Here is a 22525-nt window from a genome sequence, read left to right on the forward strand (position 1 = left end):
TGTATTAAGGTTCCGTTTAATATCCTATATACACTGAATAATCATCTTTTACTATGATAAACTAACTACTAATAATTTATATTCAATACTACACAGCGGAAAGGGTTTCTATACTATAATAGAAACCTTTTTTTATGAAAAAGAGGCAAAATAGAAACTATTTTGCCTCTCGAGATATCATCATTACTACTACCTAATTAAAACGATTGAATACTACGTTCACTTATAGTAGCGTAATTGTAGGATGAAACCCCTAATTAGAAATTGATTTTTTTTCTTCTTTTATAAGAGTCGTAGCTTTTAGAATATTGTCGATAATAATATCTGTGTTTTTAAGGTCAAATATTGGTTTCTCTTTTTCAAGATGTTCTTTCTTGATGAGCTGAGAAGAGATTTTTCCCCACTCATAAGAAGAAGTAATTTCATGCTGTAATGTTCTTTGTTCTGGAGAAATGAAAACGGTAATCGGCACATTTGATTTGTTCGCATGTGGTAACTCATCGTTCAAAGGATTGTAGTAATTAATAAAATCCTTTTCGAAACTGTTCATTTTACTTTTAGCATCTTGGGTAGATAATTTAAGGTAATACTTTGATGCTTTTTTCCAGATCATCTTCGCCAATGATGTATTTTGTTTTAAAATACCCCACGTTTCCGCCAATTCATTATTGATATAGCTATTGCTACTGAAATGTTGTATTGTTGGTGTATTAATTAAAAAACTATGTGCATTGTTCTTACTTTCTACGGCACATTGATAGGCTAAGAACCCAGAGAAGGCATAACCGACATGCATAGAAAATGAAATAGGAAATTGATCAATATAGGAAACTAACTTATTGATCATATTACTTGGAGAGAATAACTCTTTCGTATCACATTGTATAGTAAATACATTACAGTGTGATGTTAATCGATCCATTAGAGGTTGGTAGAGCTCTGTTTTTCCGTCTGTAGCAGCGAAAAATAATACATTTGGTCTAACACCTTCCTCAAAGTAAAAAGTCTTGATATGAGGGCTTTTGATAGTCATTGTCTTAGTTACCTTAACAGTTCTTCCTTCAAATAGTGCATACATAAGATCGCGTACAGCATCTAAAGAGATCAATTCATTTTGCAGACAAAGTGTAGTTGTCTCTCTTTTTACTTGTTGGTTGATCTGATGGAAAATTTGTTGTAGAAAACTACCGTAGGTATGTTTTTCATATTTACCAGACTCTGTATTCAGTTCATAGCAGAAAGTATGTTCATCATAAATTTTTTCAGGACGTAGGTAGGTAACTTTATCCGAAGAATAGAGTTCGTCGATTACACGATCATTTAATAGAAATACATCATCATGAATCTCTAAAAATCTTTGATGATTATATTCTTCTTTGTTCAAGATCACAAATGACTTTCCACAACATAATGTTGCAAAAATTGATACCAATCGGTCTTCAAACTTATCTACATGAATACCAATAGTGTCACATTGAGTTTCATGGATAAGCAATTGTGATATCTTATCAATAGAAGAAAGTAATTTTTTGTATTCTAATTTTTCACCTCCATAATGAACAAAAGGTTTCTTTTTGTAAATATTCTTCTGTTGTTGGAGGATTTCTTTAAAATTGGGGTAAAACACGGTTTTCATATATCAGCTAGTATGGTGATAGTAACGGGGAAATTGTATTTAATGATAAAAATTAGAAAGCCGATTTAAGTAATGAGAAAATGGTTAAGTGACAATAAGGATAATATTTAAGTGTGCTATGGCTTTCTATATTCTATTGTTTTTGTTCATATTGAATTTAAAAAGAGTTTTTTACAATTGTTCACAATTCATATTTTATTACAGCATATTATATGAATTCTACTACCCTTTTTTGTTAATCACTTAAGCAATCATAAAATATTGTCTATGCTTTGTTTGTGCTCTAAATAATCACTTACTTAAACAGGTAAATATATTAATACTAAACCTTTATCTAATCCATATTTAATATGAGAAAACTATTTACAGTACTATTGGTATTGTTACAACTGCATGTATTAGCAGTTGGTAAAAAAGTAACTATTGACCATATCGAACCTGCATTTTGGTGGGCAGGAATGCAACATCCTACTTTACAAGTTTTAGTGCATGGAGAGGCAATCTCTGATCTTATGCCTTCACTATCTAAAGAAGGTGTGGTGTTAGAAGAAGTGATTAAAGTAGAAAATCCGAACTATTTATTTTTAAACCTTAGAATCGATCAAGCAGTTCAGCCGGGAAAATTTCCTATTGTTTTTAAGAGAAAAGGCAAGGAAGTATTCACATATGAATATGAATTGAAAAAAAGACGAGAGGGAGCTGCTTCAAGAGAAGGCTTTTCTAATAAGGACATCATGTACTTAATTACTCCAGATCGATTTGCGAATGGTAATCCAGATAACGATAGCGTTGAGGGTATGAGGGAAGGAGTAGACCGTAGTAATCCGGCAGGCCGCCACGGGGGAGATATTCAAGGAATTATTGATCAGTTGGATTATATACAAGCCATGGGTTTTACAGCTATATGGGTAAATCCATTATTGGAAAATAATATGGAGAAGTATTCATACCATGGATATGCAACTACTGATTACTATAAAATAGATCCTCGTTTTGGGACTAATGATGACTACCTTAGACTATCTGCAGAAGCAAAGAAAAGAGGAATTAAATTAATAATGGATCAGATTGAAAACCACTGTGGATCTTTCCATTGGTGGCATGACGATCTTCCAACATCGAATTGGTATAATTTCCAAGATAGTAAAGAAGTCATTTATTCCTCACACAATAGAATATCTTTAGCGGATCCTTATACTTCACAGAGTGATTTAAAAATGCATAGTGATGGTTGGTTTGATACTATAATGCCTGATATGAACCAAAGAAATCCATTGGTGGCAAATTATCTGATCCAGAATTCTATTTGGTGGATTGAGTACGCAGATCTAGGTGGTGTTAGACAAGATACCTATGCTTATCCTGATGCAGAGTTTATGGCAGAATGGTCTAAAAGAATTATGAAAGAATACCCTTCTTTTAATATAGTAGGAGAGGAGTGGACAAAGAATCCAGCGATCGTATCTCGTTGGCAAAAAGGAAAAGTAAATAAAAATGGGTATACATCTTATTTACCATCATTGATGGATTTTCCTATCCAAGAGACATTGATAGAAGTATTAAATAAAGAAACAGAACCATGGAAGAGTACTTTTTCTGATGTTTATGAAATGCTATCGAATGACTTCTTATATCCTGATCCATACAATCTAGTTGTCTTTGCTGATAATCATGATACACCAAGACTTTATAATGCTGTTCATGAAAATAAGGCTCTATTTAAAATGGGGTTGGTTTATTTATTTTCTGTTAGAGGAATTCCGCAGATCTATTATGGAACAGAGATAATGATGAGTGGAGATGTCAATAATCCTAAGGATCATAGTACGCTTCGCGTTGATATGCCTGGTGGTTGGGCTGGAGACACTTCAGATGCTTTTAAAGGAAAAGGCTTATCTGATGATGCCAAAGAGGCTCAGCAACTAATAAAGAAGCTTGCTAACTTCAGAAAGAATACCACTGCATTACAAGATGGCAAGTTGATGCATTTTGTACCTAGAGATGAAATTTATGTTATGTTCAGGTATGATTCAAAAACTAAAGTGATGTCTATATTCAATAAAAAGACAGATACTATGGAGGTAGAATTAAAAAGATACCAAGAACAATTGGAAGGGATTACCAAAGGAAAGGATGTTGTTACTGGAAAGGTGTACGACCTAAGTAAAGGTACGATATCACTTGAGGGTACTTCAGCATTGATGCTAGTACTAGAGTAAAGGAACGGTAAAGATTAATAAACTATTACAATAGTCAGTTACATAGTCTATTCATTAGATTATTTAACTGACTATTTTTTTGTATTTATTGAAGTGTATTTTTAGAAGTGCTTAGTGTGGATAAAGTAAAATCTTTGAAATATTAAGAAATAAAATGTCTTACTGATTTCACGTATTAACATTGGTGTAATAGTAACTGTCTTTATCATAATAATTATGTAACATTTTATAGATGTCTAATTTACCCTAGATGAATAATTTTGCATCATCATCTAAACAACAAACTTATAGTAGTTATATTATTTACATCGAACTTCAAAAATCAAAAATATATATATCGGAAATAATTTCAGTTGATGTATAGACACCATACTATACCATCGACTCTAATTATTTATACTTTCATATTTAAAGAAAATATGCGATTAGAATGATAAAAGTAGTATGCAAATCATTCTAAAATATTGTAATAAAGCTTTCGTAATTTTTATGGAAGCTTTTTCTTTATACTACATATTCGATTTTGGCAAATTTACCAAAATCGAAAAAAGCCTTAAATCTACTCTTAATTTTGGTTAAGAAAGTAATAAGATTTTTTCTTCTAAATTAATTCCTATAACATTGTGACTGATTAGTCACTCTAAGGATTATACAATGACAAAAAGAGAGTTATTATTAGAATCAGCATTAAAGCTATTTACAGAAAATGGTTTCCATGGTACAGCAACTTCGAAGATTGCAAAAGAAGCGGGTGTTTCTAATGGTACATTATTTAATAACTTCTCGACAAAAGATGAACTAGTTTTGGAACTTTATTTGGCGATTAAAAATGAAGTTTCTCAGAAGATGAAAGAACATCTAACCGAGGTAGAAAAAGATCCTAAACTAGCGCTCAAGAAACAAATATTTAATGCTATTTATTGGGCCATAGATAATCCGAATAAATTAAATTATCTCCAGCAATTTCATTTTTCGCCATATGTCAACTTACTAACAGAAGATATAAACTCAAGGTCTCTTATACCACATTTATCACTGATTCAAGAAGCAGTAGAAAATGGAGTAATCAATAACATTGACCCAGATTTTGTATATGCACTTTTAGGTAATCATGTATCTGGAGTGTATCAATATATTCAATCAAAAGATTTTTCAAGTGATGAAGTAAATCAAATTGTAAATACATCATCAGAGCTTTTTTGGAAAATGATTACTTAAAAAATTTTATCTTACAAATGACTGACTAGTCAGTTTATAAAACTAAATATAATAAACCATATAAAAATGAGACTAAACAACAGATTTCAACAGATGAAAAAGGCATATTCTTTAAAACCTATGCCTAGTTATGAAGAAAGAATTACACACCTAAAAAAGTTAAAAAGTGAGCTTAAAGATAATGTGGAAGAGTTGTCGTTAGCACTGAACTTAGACTTTAAAGGTCGTAGTATGCAAGATACAATGTTAGAACTATTACCTAGTATCAATAATATCGACTATACAATCGCTCATTTAAAAGAGTGGATGTTACCTTCTCCAAGACATGCTGGAGACTTATTACCATCTTCTAAAGTGGAAGTAGTCTATCAACCCAAAGGTGTCGTTGGGATTATTAGTACTTGGAATGCACCAATAATGGTTACTATTAACCCTCTTACAACTGCTATTGCTAGTGGAAATAGAGTAATGATAAAGTTGAGTGAATTTACTCCTAATCTAAACTTCTGCTTAAAGAGTATTTTAGAAAAAGTCTTTTATGAGGATGAAGTAATATTAATAGAAGGAGAAGTAGAGATCGCACAAGAGTTTGCCTCTTTGCCTTTTGATCACTTATTATTTACAGGTTCTACAGCTGTCGGAAAATTGATTATGAAGTCAGCTGCAGAAAACTTAACTCCAGTCACTTTAGAGTTAGGTGGGAAATCTCCTGTAGTTATTGATAAAACCTTACCAATAACAAAAGTAGTCGAACGACTAATGATCGGGAAGAATGCTAATAATGGACAATTGTGTATTGCTCCAGATTATGTAATGATTCATGAAGACAGATTGAATGAATTTATCAGAGAATACCAACAACAGTATCAAAACTATTTCCCTAAGGGAGTATTTGATGGTCAATTGACCTCAGTAGCCAATAAAAGACAGTTTGATAGAATACAACAATTATTAGAGGATGCGGAAGATAACAACTTCCAAATAATTCCTGTTCATGAAGATAGTATCGATAGAGAGGTACATCGTATGGTGACTCATATGGTGATTAACCCATCTCCAAATTCTAGTGTAATGACTCAAGAAGTCTTCGGACCTGTTTTACCTATTATTACTTATAAAAAGGTGGAAGAATGTATCACATTTATTGTAGATAGACCTCGACCTTTGGCATGTTATCTATTCTCCGATAATATTGACTTGCAAGAAATATTTAAAGCCAATATTCATTCAGGTGGATTATGTATTAATGATACCATCTTTCATGCCTCAGTAGATGATGCGCCTTTTGGTGGCATAGGAAACTCAGGAATGGGAGCCTATCATGGGAAAGAAGGTTTCCTTACGTTTTCACATTCGAAAACAGTCTTACAAACAGGGGAGGAATCGATAGTGAAATATTTATTCTTACCGGGTGAAAATGAAATAAAAACGCAACTCCTTTCTCAATTATAATATATGAAAACTATAAAGAATAAAACAGTTTTAGTTACTGGAGGAGCCTCTGGCATGGGGAAAGCGTATGTTCAAAAAGCTATTGAAAGTAAAGCTGCAAATATTATCATTTGGGATATTGATCCATTATTAATGGAACAAGTGGTGAAGGAAAACGAGGATCATTTAACAGGGATAAATATATATACTTTTAAAGTAGATGTTACTGACACATCATTGGTATACAAAACAGCTGACCTGATATTAAAAGAAATAGGTAGGGTAGACCTTCTCATTAATAATGCAGGTATAGTTATTTCGAAATCTTTTGAGGAATCTTCACCAGAAAATATTGATTTAATTATGGATGTCAATGCTAAAGCACCCATGCATATTGTACGAGCTTTTTTACCCGAAATGATTGAATCTAATGATGCACATATTGTGAATATAGCATCTGGTGCAGCCTATATGTATTGTCCTAAAATTATTACCTACTGTTCAAGTAAATGGGCTGTATTAGGATGGTCATTGGGCTTGTCTACTGAAATGCAAGAAAAATATCCACATGTTCATGTTACCACAGTAACACCAGGACATATCGATACGGGTATGTTTGAAAATGCCCATTCATCATTAGTACCATTGATTACAGTAGATAAAATGGTTGATGCAGTATGGAGTGGCATACTTAAAAATAAGGAACTGATTGCTCGACCAAGAAGAGTAAATATTGTTCCAATCATCAGAGCTTTGTCTGGTGTGAAGGGTTGGAACTGGTTAGCAAGAGTGACAGGTACCAATGATTTTATGGCGGGGTAAATGACAGTGATATGTTTCAAAAAAATCTAAAACTTTTTCTACTTGTTGGCGGTGCGATAACAATGTTTGCGGTGATCTATGCAATTAATCCGGGACTCGCATTAGAGAAAATTAACCGTTTACCTTATGATACATCATATGTATTCTTAATTCGACATTGGGGTATTATGGTTGGCTTAATGGGGTTCTTTATGTGTTATTCTGCATACAAGGAATCATGGAGAGAACCAATAATTTTATTCTCCATCATAGAAAAGCTGTTTATGGTATATCTCTATATAACCAATGTTTTTGATGTAGAGACAAGTTATCTAAATGAGCGATTTCAAGCATTTGGAATTACAGACCTACTAATTGTTGCCTATACAATTGGGTATTGGTTTGAAAAATATAAAAGTAATGAGATGAATAAAAATCTTATTTAGAGTTAATAGTTTAGTTAAGTAAATTAATAATTAGGTAGTTATTGGGTGAGGGGCAAATATATTATTTGCTTGTTCATTAATAAGTTTGTGAGCAAAAAGGTTGAGCATTTAAGTACTCAACCTTTTTCTTTTATTTTAATGCCTCAACTAAAGGCTCAAGTTTTTCGATCGTTACATGTTCCATAATAACTACTTTGTACCAATTAGGTTGATGGTGTACATCTGGAACAAGCCCAAACCTTTGAGCAACTTCAGGAGCAATTTTATCAGCTTTCATGGTAATGATATTAGATTGTGAACTCCTGAAATATTCAATACCTAATTCATCCAACTTATGAGTAAACCAATCTGCTCGTTTGCTCAGAATAAAAATCTTTTCATTCATTCCATATGGACCATAAGTCATTAGTATCATCCATATAGCAATAGCATTTGCTCCAGATCGACTACCTATCATTGTAAAGTCATCACCTTCCACATAATCGGCTTTGGTATTGGCGTACTTCATCCAATCTTTTCTGACAAGAAAAAGTCCAGTACCATAAGGAGCTTGTAGCATCTTGTGTGCATCTAAAGTAACGGATGAGACGTCGGGATTTCTGAAATCAAGAGCATGTTGTTTGTGTGCAAAAGGAAAAAAGAAGCCGCCATAGGCTCCATCAACATGAAGCTTAAATGGAAGTTTTGCATGTTTAAAATACTCAAGATATAAGTGTACTTTATCAACCGAACCAAACATTGTGGTCATCATATTAGCGATCACAATAAAGTATTTCTTACCTTCTTTTATAGCTTGCTCAACGGTGGCTTTGATCGCCTCGGGTGTGATCTCTCTTGTATTGTAATCTACATCTACTCTATAAAATGAGAGTGATAAAATATTACTGGCTTTGGCCATTGAGTAATGAGAGTCGGAAGAGGAGATGATGGCAATTTCATTATTGGAAGCTTGAAACTCTTCTTTATAATAGTTTCTGTAAATCCATATTGCTTGCATATTGGCTTCTGTACCACCTGCTGATACATAACCATCAATACTGTTAGGTGTTGCTTTTAAAATATCAGATCCACAAATCTCGATCAATTCTCTTTCAATCTTCTGAGTACCTTTAAAAAAGCTTTCAGATACACCTTGTGTATGGCAACCTATATGGTTAGGGTTGTGTAATAAAGTTGTAATGAAGGGAGCATCATTTAAGAAAGGGGCGTCATCAGGAAATACTTTACTATCCAAATGAGAGCCAGGAACACCTAAACTTTGGTCCCCAAAATAATCCCTATTCTCTTCGAGTGCATTGAAGATAATTTCTTTTATCTCTTCTCGAGATTTCTTTTTCCAGATATGCATTTATGTATTATGGTATTATATGATAGGGTAAAGATACACATTTGAAATATAGTTTTTCCCATTTTGGCAAATTTGCCAAAATCGAATTTACCCTTTTGTGAAATGATAAACTGGAGAAAAAAGGAGAGCTTTTACTTCTAACTTTTTAGCGATATACCGCTTCCATTTTTATTCTGAAATCTCACTTTATAGCCATCCCAACTGATACCAATTGCAGGGTCATTTGAGATAAGTAGAGCACCATCCATATCAACAAAATCTACTAATTTACATAAATGGGCTATATGGGTTATTCCTACTGAAGACTCAGTCATACAACCTAGCATTGTGAGAAGACTATATTGTTTAGCTTTCTTGATCATTCTTAAAGCTGCTGAAATACCTCCGCATTTTGTGAGCTTGATATTCACTCCATCAAAAACAGTCATGCATTGATCAATATCTTGTTCACGAATACACGACTCATCTGCAATGATTGGTAGAGCACATTTTCCTTTTAAAGTTTTCATTCCTTTCCAATTCTTTTTCCCTAAGGGTTGTTCTATAAATTCAACACCTAATTTCTTCAGGAGAGAACTATTATCTATGGTTTCTTGAACACTCCATGCTTGGTTGGCATCTACTCTAAAGGGAACATCACTGACTTCTCTTAGTGCAGATATTATTTGTAAATCATGTTCCGTACCTAGTTTGATTTTATATATAGGCCATGGGAACTCCTCTAATTTTCTTTTCATAGTGGGGATACTATCTAGCCCTATGGTATAATTACTTATGGGAAGTGCGGTGTTTACATCACTCCATAGTTGATACAAAGGTTTGTTCTGTAGTTGAGCATATATATCCCATAAAGCTTGATCAATAGCACATGTAGCAAAAGTATCTTGAGTGATAGAAAGTAGTTGGTCAAATAGCAAGTCAGGTTTTTCTCCTCTCCAGTTTTGTAAGAGAGGTAATGCTTTCTCAATATTATTACAGATAGATGTTTGAGAAACTTGGTAATATTTGGTGGCTACAGCTTCTCCAAAACCAATATATTGATGATACCTTATTTCAAGTATTACAGTAGGCTGAACGGTTCTTTCATCATGAGCGATTTTAAATGTCTCTTTTAATTTAAGGTCATATAAATGATATATTAATTCAATGGGTGATTTAGTATTGTCGGTTTTCATCACTTATTGATGGTTAGTAGATGTAGCTTTTGTTAAGAATCAATATACGCTTTTCAATACTAAAATTTATGGGTAATTTATATTGAAAAATAAATTCCTTAAATAATACCACAAAGTATATAGAAATACTAGGGTAAATAATTATATTCGCAAAGCAATAATTCAAATACTGAAAAACAACTTTAGACATGATTTACAATTCTATCTTAGAAACTATCGGTAAAACTCCAATTATCAAGATCAATAAACTTTATGGAAATACGCATAATGTTTACATCAAAGCTGAAAGAAGCAATCCAGGAGGAAGTATTAAAGATCGTATCGCTTTGGCGATGATCGAGAAAGCTGAGCAAGAAGGTAAACTGAAGGAAGGAGTAGAGATCATTGAACCTACTTCAGGTAACACAGGTGTTGGTTTAGCTATGGTAGCTGCAGTGAAAGGCTACAGCTTAACTTTAGTAATGCCAGAATCTATGAGTATAGAGCGTAGAAAATTAATGGCTGCATACGGTGCAAAATTAGTTTTAACTGCAAAAGAAAAAGGAATGAAGGGTGCTATTGAAAAAGCTGAAGAATTAGCAAATGCTTCTGAAAACACTTTTGTTCCATCACAATTTGATAATCCAGCAAATGTTGATATTCATAAAACAACTACTGCACTTGAGATCTTAAATGATTTCCCAGGCGGTGTGGATTATATCATTACAGGTGTAGGTACAGGTGGACACATCACAGGTGTTGCAGAAATTCTAAAGGAGAAATGGCCAAACCTAAAAGTATTTGCAGTTGAGCCAGAATCTAGTCCTGTTATTTCAGGCGGAGCTCCAGGCCCACACCCAATCCAAGGTATTGGAGCAGGCTTTATTCCAGAAAACTTAAATACATCATTATTAGATGGAGCTATTACTGTTAATCCTGAGAATGCTAAATCTGCTGCTAGAGAGCTAGCACAGAAGGAAGGTATACTTACAGGTATTTCTACAGGTGCGTCTCTTGACGCTGTAAAGCAGAAGCTATCTGAGATTCCTGAAGGAGCTACAGTACTAACGTTTAACTACGATACTGGTGAGAGATACTTATCAATAGAAGGTTTTTATGGTGCATAACCTAAAATTCTGATGCATTAAAAAAGGCTGATTCAAGTTTATTGAATCAGCCTTTTTTATTATGAAGATGAAGCTTGATCGGGATAATCTGTAGAAATAAACTTTATTTCTTTTACATGACTTGCTTCATTTTTTGTTGTATGTAATGTATAAACATGCATTGCTTTTCGTTTACCTCTAAATTGATATTCTCCCATATCTATAAATGGAAGCTCTAATTTTGAAGAGATAACTTCAGAGATTAGAATTTTTTCACCGAGTTGTTTACAGCTTTCTTGTAAACGAGCAGTAGCATTTACGGTATCACCATGATAAGCTACTTCTCTTTTAATGACACCTACTTGAGCTGTTGCTACGATGCCACTATGCAACCCTGCTTTGAATTCTGGGACATGCCCATACTTTTCCATGAAATAATCTCTTTTCTCTTCTAATGCTTGTTCTATTTCAAAGAAAACATGAATACAGCGATTCTCTTTTAGCCCTTTTTCAGTAGGCCAAGTTAATACTATTTCATCTCCTACATATTGATAAACTGACGCTTTATTTTTCACAATAGCATCGGTAATAATCCGGTAGGAGTCCTGTATTAGATTACTGTATTTAAGGTGACCAAGACACTCCGCAATAGATGTTGAGTTATATAAATCAAGGAACATAAAAATACGATCTTCTTCTTTTGGTAGATAGTATTGTCCTTGAATAACGGATTGGAAAAGTTCCGGACCTAATATATCTCTTAATTGGAATAAAGAGTTGATCACTAAAGCACCCATAAAAATATAGATGAAATAGATGACAAAACTTTGTTGAGACAATTCATTAAAATAGGGCAGACCATCTGGGTAGAATTTTTTACCTAGAAAATCGCCTAAATGTAAGAGTAATGATACTTCTAAAGTACCAACAATAAGTATGAGTAAACCTCTTTGCCAATGTTTTAACTTGGATCGTTTATCAAGGAAAAAGTAAAAATTCCAGGAGAACCAACTTAGAAATAAAGTAATAATAGCATTTGCTACCATTGCTACCTTTAGTTCTTCATGAATAAGAAAATACTCATGTTGGTCTACAAAACGACTATAAAACTGTAATGCATCATACCTGATCACTAAATACAATGCATTAATAACGTACCAAGCAGCAAAAGAAATTATATAACCCTTTATATATTTTTGAACCTGATAATTATTCATCAGTATGATTTTTAATAAACGGAAAATGCGATGATGAATGAGATTACAGAAATAGTAATACCTCCCATAAAGAAGTTGAATGCAGCTCTTACCCTTCTGTATTTAATTTCTAGTACCTTACCTAGGTAATAAGAATCCTGACTCATTTTTTCATAAACCTGTTCAGGTACTCTGGTCGCTTCTCTTAATAGGTGTTGGTATTCGCCTAATTCTAAATCGACAAAATCTCCAAAGAAAAGAAGATTAAGGTCTTTCTTATCCTTTTTAAGATGCTTCTTTACATTTGGTCTAGTGGCCAATACAGCTAAAATGACGGATACTAAACCGGTCACCGCTAAAATAAAGCTAGGCCATAGTAGTGCAGGTAGCTCCTCAATTTTTCTAAATAGATAACCAATAGCAAAAGAGGTAATCATGGAGTTAATAGAAAGCAAAATACTCGCTTTTCTATCCGCAATAGCACTTAAGCCAATTTGGTTTCTTGCTAACGTAGTAAACATGGCCTCCACATCACGTCGAGGTTTTTGAAAAATAGGAATACCATCTTTAGTGATAACTTCTTTTTCTGTTGTATTAACTTTCTCCTTCTCCTTTAATTTTTCCTTTTCTTTCTTTTTCTTCTTTTTAGAGGATTGATCTTTTTCATCAATCAGTCGTTCCACTTCCTCTTGAATACTATTGAGGTATTCCTGTTTTTTAGGGTTAAGGACTTCTCTTGCATAATTAGTGAAGTATCTATGTTCCGATAAAAAACGGATGTTCATTAGATGCCATTGTAGCTTCGTTAGCTTTTTTGGCATCTTCATCGAAGAAATGATTTCGTTTCTTAAATCCTCTGAATATTTAAAGAAATTATCTTTTCCAAGGTGTGCGAGGTCAGAGTCGCACATTACTTGTTCCATTAAGTTTCTTGGTGTTTGAGGCAGCTGTGTAGCCATGATACATTCTTTAATTTGAATGATATCGTCATCTGGCATTTTCCCTTTTAGAAAGGCTTCACACAGTTTTGCTCCTTTATTTTCATGATCTGTACAGTTGCCTTCCTCGTATCCCGTATCATGGAACCAAGCGGCTATTTCCAATAACTGTAACTCTTTTTCTGATAACCCTTCTGCTTTACCAATTTCTTGAGTGGCAGAAACAACATTTTCAGTATGTGCTAAATTATGAAATGAAAGATCTTTGATATACTGTTTCGCATATTCTTTAGATTCTTTGATCACTTCTATTAAATCTATTTCTATCATAATTAAAAACTGAACCCTAGATTAAAATATCCATTTACTCCTTCATGAGAAGTTCCAACTACCCCTGATAAAGCGACCTTATCTACAGGTACGATGAATAAACCACCCCCAGTAGATTGGTGCCAAGTGTCAGAGCTCTCAGACTGTACCCAAACACGTCCAATATCATAAAATCCTAATACTCCGACAGTAAAAGGAATAATACTGTTCTTAAATTTAAATATATCTAGACGGGCATCCAAACTATTGTAGATAGAGGCATCTCCATAGAAGCGGTCTCTTCTATATCCTCTTAGGTTTTTACTGCCGCCAATTTTATTCGCCATTAAAAAATGATAATCGCCAAAGTTCTTTGCTCCGCCTATTTGATAAGCCAGTGTAAGATCAGTAGGTAACTTGAATGTATAATGATACGAAAAAGTACCATTGAGGTTGTAATAATTCAACGACTCATCATTGGTATTGTTTAATGCATAACCCATGATCTCAAAATGTCCACCCTTTTTAGGGAGTAAACTATTATTACGTTTATCGATTTCGAATCCTAACATACCTCCAATATAGTTTTGAGGACCGTAGGCATCTGTAAGAATTAAATCGTCACCAGACTCTTGGAAATACCTTCCTTCAAGGTATTTTCCATCATCAACGTTATTGAAAACATAGGATGCACCAACTTTGAGGTTTACATCTTTAGTGAAATCAAATAACAAGTAAGAGTTTATTCTTTGATCGTTATACAGAAAACGGTAATACTCCTCTTCTTTTGATGTATCGTAAGTTGTTTCGTTTCCAATGCCATAGTAATTAGAGTTTCTAGGAACATATAATTTAGCTTCGACAACTAAGTCTGCCAGTCCTACAACATCGGTAAATTGACCTTTGTATTTTAGTTTAAACGCAGCAGCATTGGCTGTAGCCACGGCACCATACAAAGTATGTTTCTGATGAAAAGGAGTTTTTCTAAATTTATGTGAGGTGAAAATAAACCCACCACCAATTAGTACGCCGTCATCTGGAATATATCCACCGTACAGCAAAGGAAGCATTGAATTGAACTTAAACTCTGCTCTGTTGTAATTATTGACACCTGGTTTGTTAGATAACTTCTTATTTACAGCCCCATCACTTTTTGCAATGACTGTACTGTCTTTGGTGTCGTAGAGTAGGATGTTTCTAGACGCCTTTCTTTTACTCTCGTCTGTAATTGTATCTTCTCCTTCGCCGCCAATCACTCGTATTTTTATTCCGCTTCTGTGATCACCTTTGAAAATAAAGTCGTCTTTTCCGCCTAAACCGTAAATACGAATCTCTTTAGTTTCTTTAGGGGAAAAAGTACGTTGATACATCGTTTGTTTGATATTCCCTTTCTTAGAAATCTTTTTAACAGTAATCTCAGTTTTCCCATCTTCTATTCTGTTGACAGTAAATTGTTCCATTTTATCGGTACCAATTACTGACACATGTTTAGAAAGGTGTAGGTAGTATTCTTCTGCGATAGCTGGAAGTTGTTTTTTTCTAGCTAAAAGAACAGACTTGATTTCATTATTATGATGCTCTCTTACTTCTTCAGGAATATGTAAAAGTGCTTCATCAATTACTTCTTCTGTGATATGATCTTGAATGTATTTAACTGCTTCTTGCCAATCTTCTTTTGTGGCTTGAGCTAAGAAATATCGATCAAAATACCTTGCATTGAAGTTAAATCCTGGAGCCCAATTCATTTCAGGATCAAATCCTTCGAACTTTGGCATAATCCATCGGTGTGAGGCAATATTGGGAATAATCCCTTCATTTAAAAAGTATACTTGATCTCGATCTCTTGGTATTGGTCGGAACATTCTACCTTTTTTGTCTTTAAATGCCGCCCATCTCCATTGGTCATCATGTCTATCCCAATCACCAATTAGCATATCAAAAAGGCGAGATTTTAAAGTAAATTTATAATCGATGTAATCATCATTGTCCTCTCTCAGCTTCTTCACCGTTTTGATTGTACTGTAGATTTTTTTTGCATTACCAAAGCTTTCTACATCTCCGGTATTTTTTGATGGACGCTCTTCAAACATAAATACCTTGTTTGCGGCCATTTCTTGGTAAATACCAAATTGTGGATCATCCTCTACATAGACAACCATAGGGTTACAATGGTATATTCCGATTGCATCTGCAAGTGTAGGAACTGTAAGAGGAGAGTAAGGGTGTGCAGCAGAAATTTGATCCTGTACAACCGTCTTTGCGATAGTTTCTTTCAGTTCTTCAGGGATCGCTTTAACAGGATTTTTGTCGATTGATCGTAAAGTATATTGATTGCCCTCTTTATCTTCTAGTCGAAACGAAAGAGTGGCCATACCTCCACCTTTTTGGACGATCTTTAATCCCCCTTTAACCTTTGAAAGGTCAAATACAGGCATCTTCACAGGAGTTTCCCATTCTTTACGATAATTTTCTCCCATCCATTTTTGATGTGAGGCACTACTTGAATATTGGGTACTTGCTGCGACCACAACACTGTCAGGAAATTCTACCTGTTTAATATTCTGTGACGTTTGTACCTTTTTGGGAACATACGATGTTTCATAAATGACTCCTTCAGGAGTGAAGAATTCAATCTTGGTTTCATCTTTAAGGAAAGTGACTTTGCTAAATCCTTTTTCACTACTTGCAAAACGAGCATATTTTCCTTGTTTTACATGGCTAGATTTAGAACCTGCACCTGAAACTATATAGTGGACATTATCTTTTAATATATACTGAAGAGTATGTTCATGCCCACTTGCATAAATAATATCGGGATGGGACTTGAAGATTTCCTCAAATCCATTACGCATCTTTTTATTTGTCTTATTATTGATGTCTTGTCGATTTACACCAGATTTTCTCGCAATTGGATAAACAGAACCGACGACTGGTAAAGGTATATAAGCCCAATCAATAAAAGCTGTCAAAGGGAATATGTGATCTTTTGGAGTAAAAACACCACCATGTTCGCCATATGTATAGACAGGGTGATGCCCAACGATAATTAACTTCTTGTCAATATTCCTTGCTACAATGTCTTGAAGTCCTAGTAAAACCTCATCTGTACTATGGTATTCACACCCATTGAACTCAGCAGTTTCCTGATAGTCAAAAATCAACCATTGAGTATCTAGTATTAAAAGTGTAACATCATCTGTGAGGGGTACTTCAACGGGATCAGGACATCCTCCATAAGGAGCAAATGTAGAGTCTCCCATTAATTGATTGACAAAAAGTTCTTCGCTTCTCAATCGTTGGAGTCCATTTTTCTTTCCTCTATTGTAGTCATGGTTTCCGGGGATCATAAAGGTTTGTCCTTTGAACCCTTTTAACGCTTCTAATTGAGCTTTTAAAATAGCTTCTCCCTCAGTTCTTTTCTTATGGTTGATGTCTTCTAAACCATGAGGATAGAGGTTATCTCCAAGGAATATAACAGTACTATTGCTATCATTTATATCTATTTTATTCATCATAGTTGTGATAACAGGATCGTCTTTCTGTGCTTTTCCTGCATCACCAATTAGATAAATAGAATGTTGGGCGTTAGTTATAAATGGACAGACTAGAAGTAGAATAAATAGATATAGGTGTTTCATTCTTAAAATTCTAAAATATTAGCATGGAGGTTGTCCCCCTGTTCATTAGATATAAAAATTCGACCATCAGGAGACATACACACTCCTTCAGGTTGTTCAAACATCGATCGGGAAAATTCTATGGTTTTGAGAATAGTTCCTTCAATCGCATCAATGTAAAAAATATGTTTCGAACGGTGCGATAATACGATGAGCTGTTCGGTTGTCTCATTTGCCCAAATTCCAGATAAACCTATTTTAGGTAATTTGGGAAGTTGATAGGCCAAGTCAACATCAAACAGGTCTTCCATATTAACGCTATAAATATTACTTGTTTCAGATTTTTTGCCTTCTAAACCACCTTTGCCTTTTAGTGCGACCAAGAGGTGATTTTTATAAATACAAAGGCCTTCAATATCATTATCAATGGTAAAAGGTAATTGGACCTTATCCGTTTCGTTGGTTTCTTCGTTGTAGATATAAAGTTTACCATTACTTTTTACAACATAGAAAAAAGGTTTTTGGTAAGCAATTCCTTCATAGTCTCCAGATTTACCAAACTTATAATCCTTAATTATTTTCTCTTGTTCGAGGTGGTATAAGTAGATTTTTCCTTGCTCATCATTAACACAGGCAAGAGTATTGTCAGCATACCAAGTAAGACCAGAAATTTCATCTAAAGTAGTTGGTAAGAACCACTTGCGTTTGTATTCAAGTTCACTTTTCTTTTTTTCCTTTTGTTGTGCACAGGAAATAGTCAGTGTAGAAAGAATAATAAAAAAGATATATAGAAGATGTCCTTTTTTTAGCATCATAAAGAAGTTGAGATGAATATTAAAAATAAGGAATCATTTTATCAAAAGAGAATAAATTCAGATTTAATGATCTCCAGGTACAAATTTACATTTTCTTTATGAGGAAATTTATATTCAACCCTTTTAAAACGTATCATTATTCATAGTCTGTAATCTATTAATCATACTTTCGATACTATCAATTTTTTGATTTATCAGTAATTATTGAACTTTCATTCCAACAAAATCCCTGATAAATAGTTCTTATTCAAAAATTTTAATAGATTCAATAATCTTCTATTTATCCATCAATGATTTTTTTTATGTCGAAGAAATTAAATTTACTCTTCATATTACTTGCTCTTACTACATCTTTATGGGCCCAGTCGAGTGTAACTACAGCCGATTCAGTTAATTTTCAGGCTCAGAGTACCAAAAAATGGTATCAATCAAAATCAGATGTTTATTATGCTCCACCAATCTCTTCTGCGGCAATTGCAGCAGCAGGGTTGATCGCTAATGTATACGGAATCAAACGATTAAATGATAGACCTTCCATCTCAGAAGAAACGATTACAGCCTTGAATATCAATGATGTAAACCCTTTTGATAGAGGTGTATTTGACCACCCTGTAGAAGAAAGGGAAGACTCTCACAATTTTACTGATTGGGGATTATATATCTCCGTTGTATTGCCTTTTACCCTTTTTATTGATGATGCTATTCGCGAAGATTGGCTTGAGGTAGCATTGATGTATGCTGAAACGCAGTTTATCACTGTAAACCTTTATAACTATTTAGGACCTGGGTTAGTAACAAGGTATAGGCCGATTACATATATGCATGGACATCCTGATGTGCCAATGTCGGAACTTACGGATAACAACAATGCCAGGTCATTCTTTAGTGGACATACGGCCAATACATCAACAGGTGCTTTCTTCTTTGCGAAAGTGTTAACAGATTATCATCCAGAGTGGTCTACTGCTGCAAAAATTGGTTTATTTGCGGGAGCATCTATTCCGCCAATATTGGTAGGTTACTATAGGACAAGAGCCTATAAACACTTCTATTCAGATGTTATTGTTGGAGGAGCAGTTGGTGCTCTTACGGGTGTTTTTATTCCACAGATTCATAAGTGGATGAGAAAGAAAAGAAATAAGAATGGTAAAGACACTTCGTTTATGCCGATCATGCAACCAAATATGATGGGAATGTATGTGAAGGCTACTTTCTAGAGTTTTAGATTAAAATTTTTACCAAAAGACTTCCTGTTCACTTTAGATAGCATGAAGTCTTTTTTTATAAAAGATGAATTCACCTAGAAAGCCTGTGATACATCCAAACGTATAAGCAACTAAATCACTCCATAAAAATCCATGACCTAAGACTAAGCTTCCTAATGTTGTATTCCTTATTTCTACAATCCAAGGAGCTTGGTACAATTGTAATGTTTCTATAAAAAAACAGCTTAGTGTGCTAACAATAAGTACAAAAAAAGTGGTTTGTGATTTGAATAACCATGCTGTAATAAAGTAAAACATGAATGCATAAAGGTAATCGCCAAGATATGGATATATTATTGCAGGGATATAGGAAGTTCTAGAAAGTAAACCAAAAGAAATAATTAAGAAAATAATGAATGTATAAACAATTCGATTCCGTTGAGGTTTTAAGTTCATTTTATTCGTCCAAATATTGATTGTTACTTGTAATACAAAGATAAAGTTAAGGTAAATAAAACGTATCGTTAGGGAAAAATTCTAAATTCAAGTTTAATCTTCTGAAAAGTATTCCTAATTGATAATGATGTATTTTTTCTTTCTTATTTTTAAATTCAAGGATAATCTATTTTTTTAAACTTTAAAAGACACATGCAAGAAGAACAAATATTATATGCCATTGCTGGAGTTTTTATTTTTATTTTCGTCATTGTAATCCCTGTTTTATATGCTAAAAGAGGGAAAGTTATACGAAAACAAAAACAGAGGTTAAGTAAAATAGATAACTCAACTGATACAATTGAGTCGTTAAAGCATCAAATTTTAGAGAAAAATAAAGAGCAGGAAAAGCAAAATGAGTTACATAAAGAAGAAGTAAATCGACTTAAAAATCAGCTCTTTACTTTAGAAAATGATAAGTCTGCATTTGCTAAAAAGTTGGTACATGATCATGTTCTTTTCGAGTCAAATACCATTACTGCCTCAAACTATGTGGAAACAAAACACAAGCTTGAAGAAGTATTTGATTTCTGCGAGGTGCATCACTTCGATATGAAATCGGATAAAGAAGAAGCCATCCGTATGTTGAAGCATAAATTTGAAGAAAAAGTACGTAAAGATTTAGAATCACAAAAACAGTCAGATCACAAAGCTGTGATGCAAGAGGAAAGTGATTTTAAAGCAAAAGTACAAGATGAGCTAAACAGATTAAATCAAGAGCTGAATAAACAAAAGGAAGAGCAGCAGCAAGCGATTCAGGGAGCTGATGAGAAAAAAGTAGAGCTATTACAACAAAGAATTCAGATTACTGAAAAAGCAATAGAAAGAGCCACACAGCAAGTAAAGGATTCTACTTCTGGGTTCGTTTTTGTCGTATCCAACTTTGGTTCGATGGGCGAGGGCATTTATAAAATCGGTTATACACAATCGGAAGAACCACTACAGGAGATTGAAGCGTTAAGTACAAACTCTACTATTCCTTTTCCTTTTGATGTACATGCCGTTGTTCCTACAAAAAATGTATTTGCATTAATGGAACACTTAAGGTTCAGCTTAAATAAGACGAGAGTTAACAGAGTCAATTTTAAAAAGGATTTTTATAATGTTGAGCTAGGCTTGATCATCGATACGATAAAAGAGAAAGAAGAAAATGTCACTTTCCAGAAAGAGCCAGAAGCATTAGAGTATTTCCAAAGTATGGAAGTTACTGCGGATGAACTACAATATCTATCAGAGACAAATAATAAATAGTAAATCTATTAGAGAAGCTTCTAGTTATCCACTGGAAGCTTTTTTATTATAGTTATAGATTAAATATGAGAAGCACAGATACTTTTTACTTAAAGCAAGAAGAACCAAATAAGAGTTGCTTCTTGGCATTAAGAGCAATTATTCTCAAGTCGGAAGAAACTATTGAAGAAACTGTAAAATATGGTATGCCTTGCTTTTGTATTAAAGGGAAGCCTGTTTTTTATTTATGGTTTGATAAGAAAACGACTGCACCTTATATCTTATTTGTAGATGGTTTATTATTGGACCATCCGCTTCTTGAAAGTGGATCAAGGAAAAAAATGAAAGTACTAACTATCGATCCAACTAAAGACTTACCACTTCATACGATCAATGAATTATTGAATATGGCTATTCTTTTGAAGTTAAAGTAGAGATAATTTCTTCCAATTGAATACTCAATTTTTCCCATAAAGTGACCATTTTTCCCGACCGTTTTAACGAGATTTAAATACGACCACTTAACAGATTTTAAGGCGTTAGATAAGATATAACAAATTAATCATCACTCTAGTTATCTAACTGAACATCATCATGAAAAATCTTATCTTATCATCTGTTATTACGTTATCAATGTTAACTTTAGTATCATGTAATCACGATAACGACCCTGTTCCTCAAAAACCATTTATATCCCATCAGCAAGTAGAAAAACCAAGTACAAAACAAACTGAAGCTAGTGTTAAAGATAGTGTAGTTACAAAAGCTACCACACATCAAGAATATACCTTAGTAGAAGCAAAAGATGTTTCTACAACTACACCGGCTAATTTGACTGAAACAGAAGGAGTGGGAAATCCATTACACCTTGAAGAAGGGACCGGAATAGGTATGCATAGTAAATATCTACAGAAAGAAAAAAGTGGTGTAGGTGAACCCGTATATATGGAAGAAGGTGTAGGAGAAGGAACTTATGCTGAATACCAAGAAAAAGTAAAAGAAGGAGTGGGAGACGGTTTAATGTATGAACCACAAACACAAAGTAACCATGACTTAACAGGTTCATTAATCGAAGAAAATGGTCAACCTGTAGACTTTGTGCTCATATTTAGTGATCATGAAAATATGGATGTATATGTAGATTATAAACCTTTTGATGGTAATCCAGATAGACAAACAGTATACAGAAGTGTAGAACACTGGGAAACTGTATCAAGAATATCTTTTATGCTTGATGGAAACCGTTATTTCTATGAAAAATAATGAACAGTTGATATAGATAAATAAGGGCTAATCTTCATAAGGTTAGTCCTTTTCTTGTGAAATAAACAACCCCCAACTTACAATAATAAGCTGAGGGT

Annotated in this window: 18 protein-coding genes; 10 read left to right on the forward strand and 8 right to left on the reverse strand. The window is 33.7% G+C overall.

The genetic code is table 11. The features are described 5' to 3' along the window. Positions 1-253: 253 nt before the first annotated feature. Positions 254-1636 (reverse strand): hypothetical protein, encoded by a 1383-nt coding sequence (locus HGP29_RS10320; protein ID WP_168882321.1) that lies wholly within the window; start codon positions 1634-1636, stop codon positions 254-256. Between the two features lie 350 nt (positions 1637-1986). Here HGP29_RS10320 and HGP29_RS10325 point away from each other — a divergent pair, with 350 nt between their 5' ends. The 5 genes from HGP29_RS10325 (at position 1987) to HGP29_RS10345 (ending at position 7751) form a co-directional block, all read left to right on the forward strand. Continuing rightward, complete coding sequence (locus HGP29_RS10325) at positions 1987-3855, forward strand: glycoside hydrolase family 13 protein (protein ID WP_168882322.1); 1869 nt, start codon at positions 1987-1989, stop codon at positions 3853-3855. A gap of 654 nt (positions 3856-4509) precedes the next feature. Then, positions 4510-5073 carry a TetR/AcrR family transcriptional regulator gene (locus tag HGP29_RS10330; protein ID WP_168882323.1) on the forward strand — a complete coding sequence of 188 codons (564 nt, stop codon included), beginning with the start codon at positions 4510-4512 and terminating at the stop codon, positions 5071-5073. A gap of 66 nt (positions 5074-5139) precedes the next feature. Next, positions 5140-6525 carry a coniferyl aldehyde dehydrogenase gene (locus HGP29_RS10335; RefSeq protein ID WP_168882324.1) on the forward strand — a complete coding sequence of 462 codons (1386 nt, stop codon included), beginning with the start codon at positions 5140-5142 and terminating at the stop codon, positions 6523-6525. Between the two features lie 3 nt (positions 6526-6528). Further along, positions 6529-7326 (forward strand): SDR family NAD(P)-dependent oxidoreductase, encoded by a 798-nt coding sequence (locus tag HGP29_RS10340; protein WP_168882325.1) that lies wholly within the window; start codon positions 6529-6531, stop codon positions 7324-7326. 11 nt (positions 7327-7337) lie between these two features. Continuing rightward, the gene (locus tag HGP29_RS10345; RefSeq protein WP_168882326.1) at positions 7338-7751 is read left to right on the forward strand and encodes a hypothetical protein; all 414 of its coding nucleotides are present in this window, start codon (positions 7338-7340) and stop codon (positions 7749-7751) included. A gap of 130 nt (positions 7752-7881) precedes the next feature. Here HGP29_RS10345 and HGP29_RS10350 read toward each other — a convergent pair whose 3' ends face one another. Both HGP29_RS10350 and HGP29_RS10355 read right to left on the reverse strand, forming a co-directional pair. Then, positions 7882-9099, reverse strand: a complete 1218-nt coding sequence (locus HGP29_RS10350) for a pyridoxal phosphate-dependent decarboxylase family protein (protein WP_168882327.1) — start codon at positions 9097-9099, stop codon at positions 7882-7884. Positions 9100-9236: 137 nt separating this feature from the next. Further along, a complete protein-coding gene (locus tag HGP29_RS10355; RefSeq protein WP_168882328.1) occupies positions 9237-10274 on the reverse strand; it encodes a dipeptide epimerase in 1038 nt (345 codons plus the stop codon). 188 nt (positions 10275-10462) lie between these two features. Here HGP29_RS10355 and cysK point away from each other — a divergent pair, with 188 nt between their 5' ends. Continuing rightward, positions 10463-11380 carry a cysteine synthase A gene (gene cysK, locus HGP29_RS10360; RefSeq protein WP_168882329.1) on the forward strand — a complete coding sequence of 306 codons (918 nt, stop codon included), beginning with the start codon at positions 10463-10465 and terminating at the stop codon, positions 11378-11380. Positions 11381-11439: 59 nt separating this feature from the next. Here cysK and HGP29_RS10365 read toward each other — a convergent pair whose 3' ends face one another. Genes HGP29_RS10365 through HGP29_RS10380 form a run of 4 tightly spaced genes read right to left on the reverse strand, consistent with a single transcriptional unit; the run spans position 11440 to position 18234 of the window. After that, positions 11440-12576 carry an adenylate/guanylate cyclase domain-containing protein gene (locus HGP29_RS10365; protein WP_168882330.1) on the reverse strand — a complete coding sequence of 379 codons (1137 nt, stop codon included), beginning with the start codon at positions 12574-12576 and terminating at the stop codon, positions 11440-11442. An 11-nt stretch (positions 12577-12587) separates the two neighbouring features. Then, the gene (locus HGP29_RS10370) at positions 12588-13823 is read right to left on the reverse strand and encodes a Pycsar system effector family protein (protein WP_168882331.1); all 1236 of its coding nucleotides are present in this window, start codon (positions 13821-13823) and stop codon (positions 12588-12590) included. 2 nt (positions 13824-13825) lie between these two features. Then, positions 13826-17440, reverse strand: a complete 3615-nt coding sequence (locus HGP29_RS10375; RefSeq protein ID WP_168882332.1) for a BamA/TamA family outer membrane protein — start codon at positions 17438-17440, stop codon at positions 13826-13828. Between the two features lie 2 nt (positions 17441-17442). Then, the gene (locus HGP29_RS10380; RefSeq protein WP_168882333.1) at positions 17443-18234 is read right to left on the reverse strand and encodes an SdiA-regulated domain-containing protein; all 792 of its coding nucleotides are present in this window, start codon (positions 18232-18234) and stop codon (positions 17443-17445) included. A 302-nt stretch (positions 18235-18536) separates the two neighbouring features. Between HGP29_RS10380 and HGP29_RS10385 the strand changes: the two genes are divergently transcribed. Then, positions 18537-19451 carry a phosphatase PAP2 family protein gene (locus HGP29_RS10385; protein WP_168882334.1) on the forward strand — a complete coding sequence of 305 codons (915 nt, stop codon included), beginning with the start codon at positions 18537-18539 and terminating at the stop codon, positions 19449-19451. A gap of 42 nt (positions 19452-19493) precedes the next feature. On the opposite strand, the gene HGP29_RS10390 is transcribed toward HGP29_RS10385, so the two are convergent. Continuing rightward, on the reverse strand, positions 19494-19895 hold the full coding sequence (locus HGP29_RS10390) for a ribosomal maturation YjgA family protein (protein ID WP_168882335.1): 402 nt from the start codon (positions 19893-19895) through the stop codon (positions 19494-19496). A gap of 192 nt (positions 19896-20087) precedes the next feature. On the opposite strand from HGP29_RS10390, the gene HGP29_RS10395 reads away from it, so the two are divergent. The 3 genes from HGP29_RS10395 (at position 20088) to HGP29_RS10405 (ending at position 22427) form a co-directional block, all read left to right on the forward strand. Then, on the forward strand, positions 20088-21185 hold the full coding sequence (locus HGP29_RS10395) for a GIY-YIG nuclease family protein (protein WP_168882336.1): 1098 nt from the start codon (positions 20088-20090) through the stop codon (positions 21183-21185). A 65-nt stretch (positions 21186-21250) separates the two neighbouring features. After that, positions 21251-21598, forward strand: coding sequence for a DUF1801 domain-containing protein (locus HGP29_RS10400; protein ID WP_168882337.1), 348 nt, complete (start codon positions 21251-21253; stop codon positions 21596-21598). Positions 21599-21758: 160 nt separating this feature from the next. After that, positions 21759-22427, forward strand: coding sequence for a hypothetical protein (locus HGP29_RS10405; RefSeq protein WP_168882338.1), 669 nt, complete (start codon positions 21759-21761; stop codon positions 22425-22427). Positions 22428-22525: the final 98 nt, after the last annotated feature.

The organism is Flammeovirga agarivorans (assembly GCF_012641475.1).
Taxonomy (GTDB): domain Bacteria; phylum Bacteroidota; class Bacteroidia; order Cytophagales; family Flammeovirgaceae; genus Flammeovirga; species Flammeovirga agarivorans.

Coding starts and splice junctions, on each gene's coding strand:
- HGP29_RS10355 (WP_168882328.1), bottom strand. CDS start 10,274: ATGAAAACCGACAATACTAAATCACCCATTGAATTAATATATCATTTA.
- HGP29_RS10390 (WP_168882335.1), bottom strand. CDS start 19,895: ATGAACTTAAAACCTCAACGGAATCGAATTGTTTATACATTCATTATT.
- cysK (WP_168882329.1), top strand. CDS start 10,463: ATGATTTACAATTCTATCTTAGAAACTATCGGTAAAACTCCAATTATC.
- HGP29_RS10325 (WP_168882322.1), top strand. CDS start 1,987: ATGAGAAAACTATTTACAGTACTATTGGTATTGTTACAACTGCATGTA.
- HGP29_RS10405 (WP_168882338.1), top strand. CDS start 21,759: ATGAAAAATCTTATCTTATCATCTGTTATTACGTTATCAATGTTAACT.
- HGP29_RS10370 (WP_168882331.1), bottom strand. CDS start 13,823: ATGATAGAAATAGATTTAATAGAAGTGATCAAAGAATCTAAAGAATAT.
- HGP29_RS10380 (WP_168882333.1), bottom strand. CDS start 18,234: ATGATGCTAAAAAAAGGACATCTTCTATATATCTTTTTTATTATTCTT.
- HGP29_RS10375 (WP_168882332.1), bottom strand. CDS start 17,440: ATGAAACACCTATATCTATTTATTCTACTTCTAGTCTGTCCATTTATA.
- HGP29_RS10335 (WP_168882324.1), top strand. CDS start 5,140: ATGAGACTAAACAACAGATTTCAACAGATGAAAAAGGCATATTCTTTA.
- HGP29_RS10345 (WP_168882326.1), top strand. CDS start 7,338: ATGTTTCAAAAAAATCTAAAACTTTTTCTACTTGTTGGCGGTGCGATA.
- HGP29_RS10395 (WP_168882336.1), top strand. CDS start 20,088: ATGCAAGAAGAACAAATATTATATGCCATTGCTGGAGTTTTTATTTTT.
- HGP29_RS10350 (WP_168882327.1), bottom strand. CDS start 9,099: ATGCATATCTGGAAAAAGAAATCTCGAGAAGAGATAAAAGAAATTATC.
- HGP29_RS10340 (WP_168882325.1), top strand. CDS start 6,529: ATGAAAACTATAAAGAATAAAACAGTTTTAGTTACTGGAGGAGCCTCT.
- HGP29_RS10365 (WP_168882330.1), bottom strand. CDS start 12,576: ATGAATAATTATCAGGTTCAAAAATATATAAAGGGTTATATAATTTCT.
- HGP29_RS10330 (WP_168882323.1), top strand. CDS start 4,510: ATGACAAAAAGAGAGTTATTATTAGAATCAGCATTAAAGCTATTTACA.
- HGP29_RS10400 (WP_168882337.1), top strand. CDS start 21,251: ATGAGAAGCACAGATACTTTTTACTTAAAGCAAGAAGAACCAAATAAG.
- HGP29_RS10320 (WP_168882321.1), bottom strand. CDS start 1,636: ATGAAAACCGTGTTTTACCCCAATTTTAAAGAAATCCTCCAACAACAG.
- HGP29_RS10385 (WP_168882334.1), top strand. CDS start 18,537: ATGTCGAAGAAATTAAATTTACTCTTCATATTACTTGCTCTTACTACA.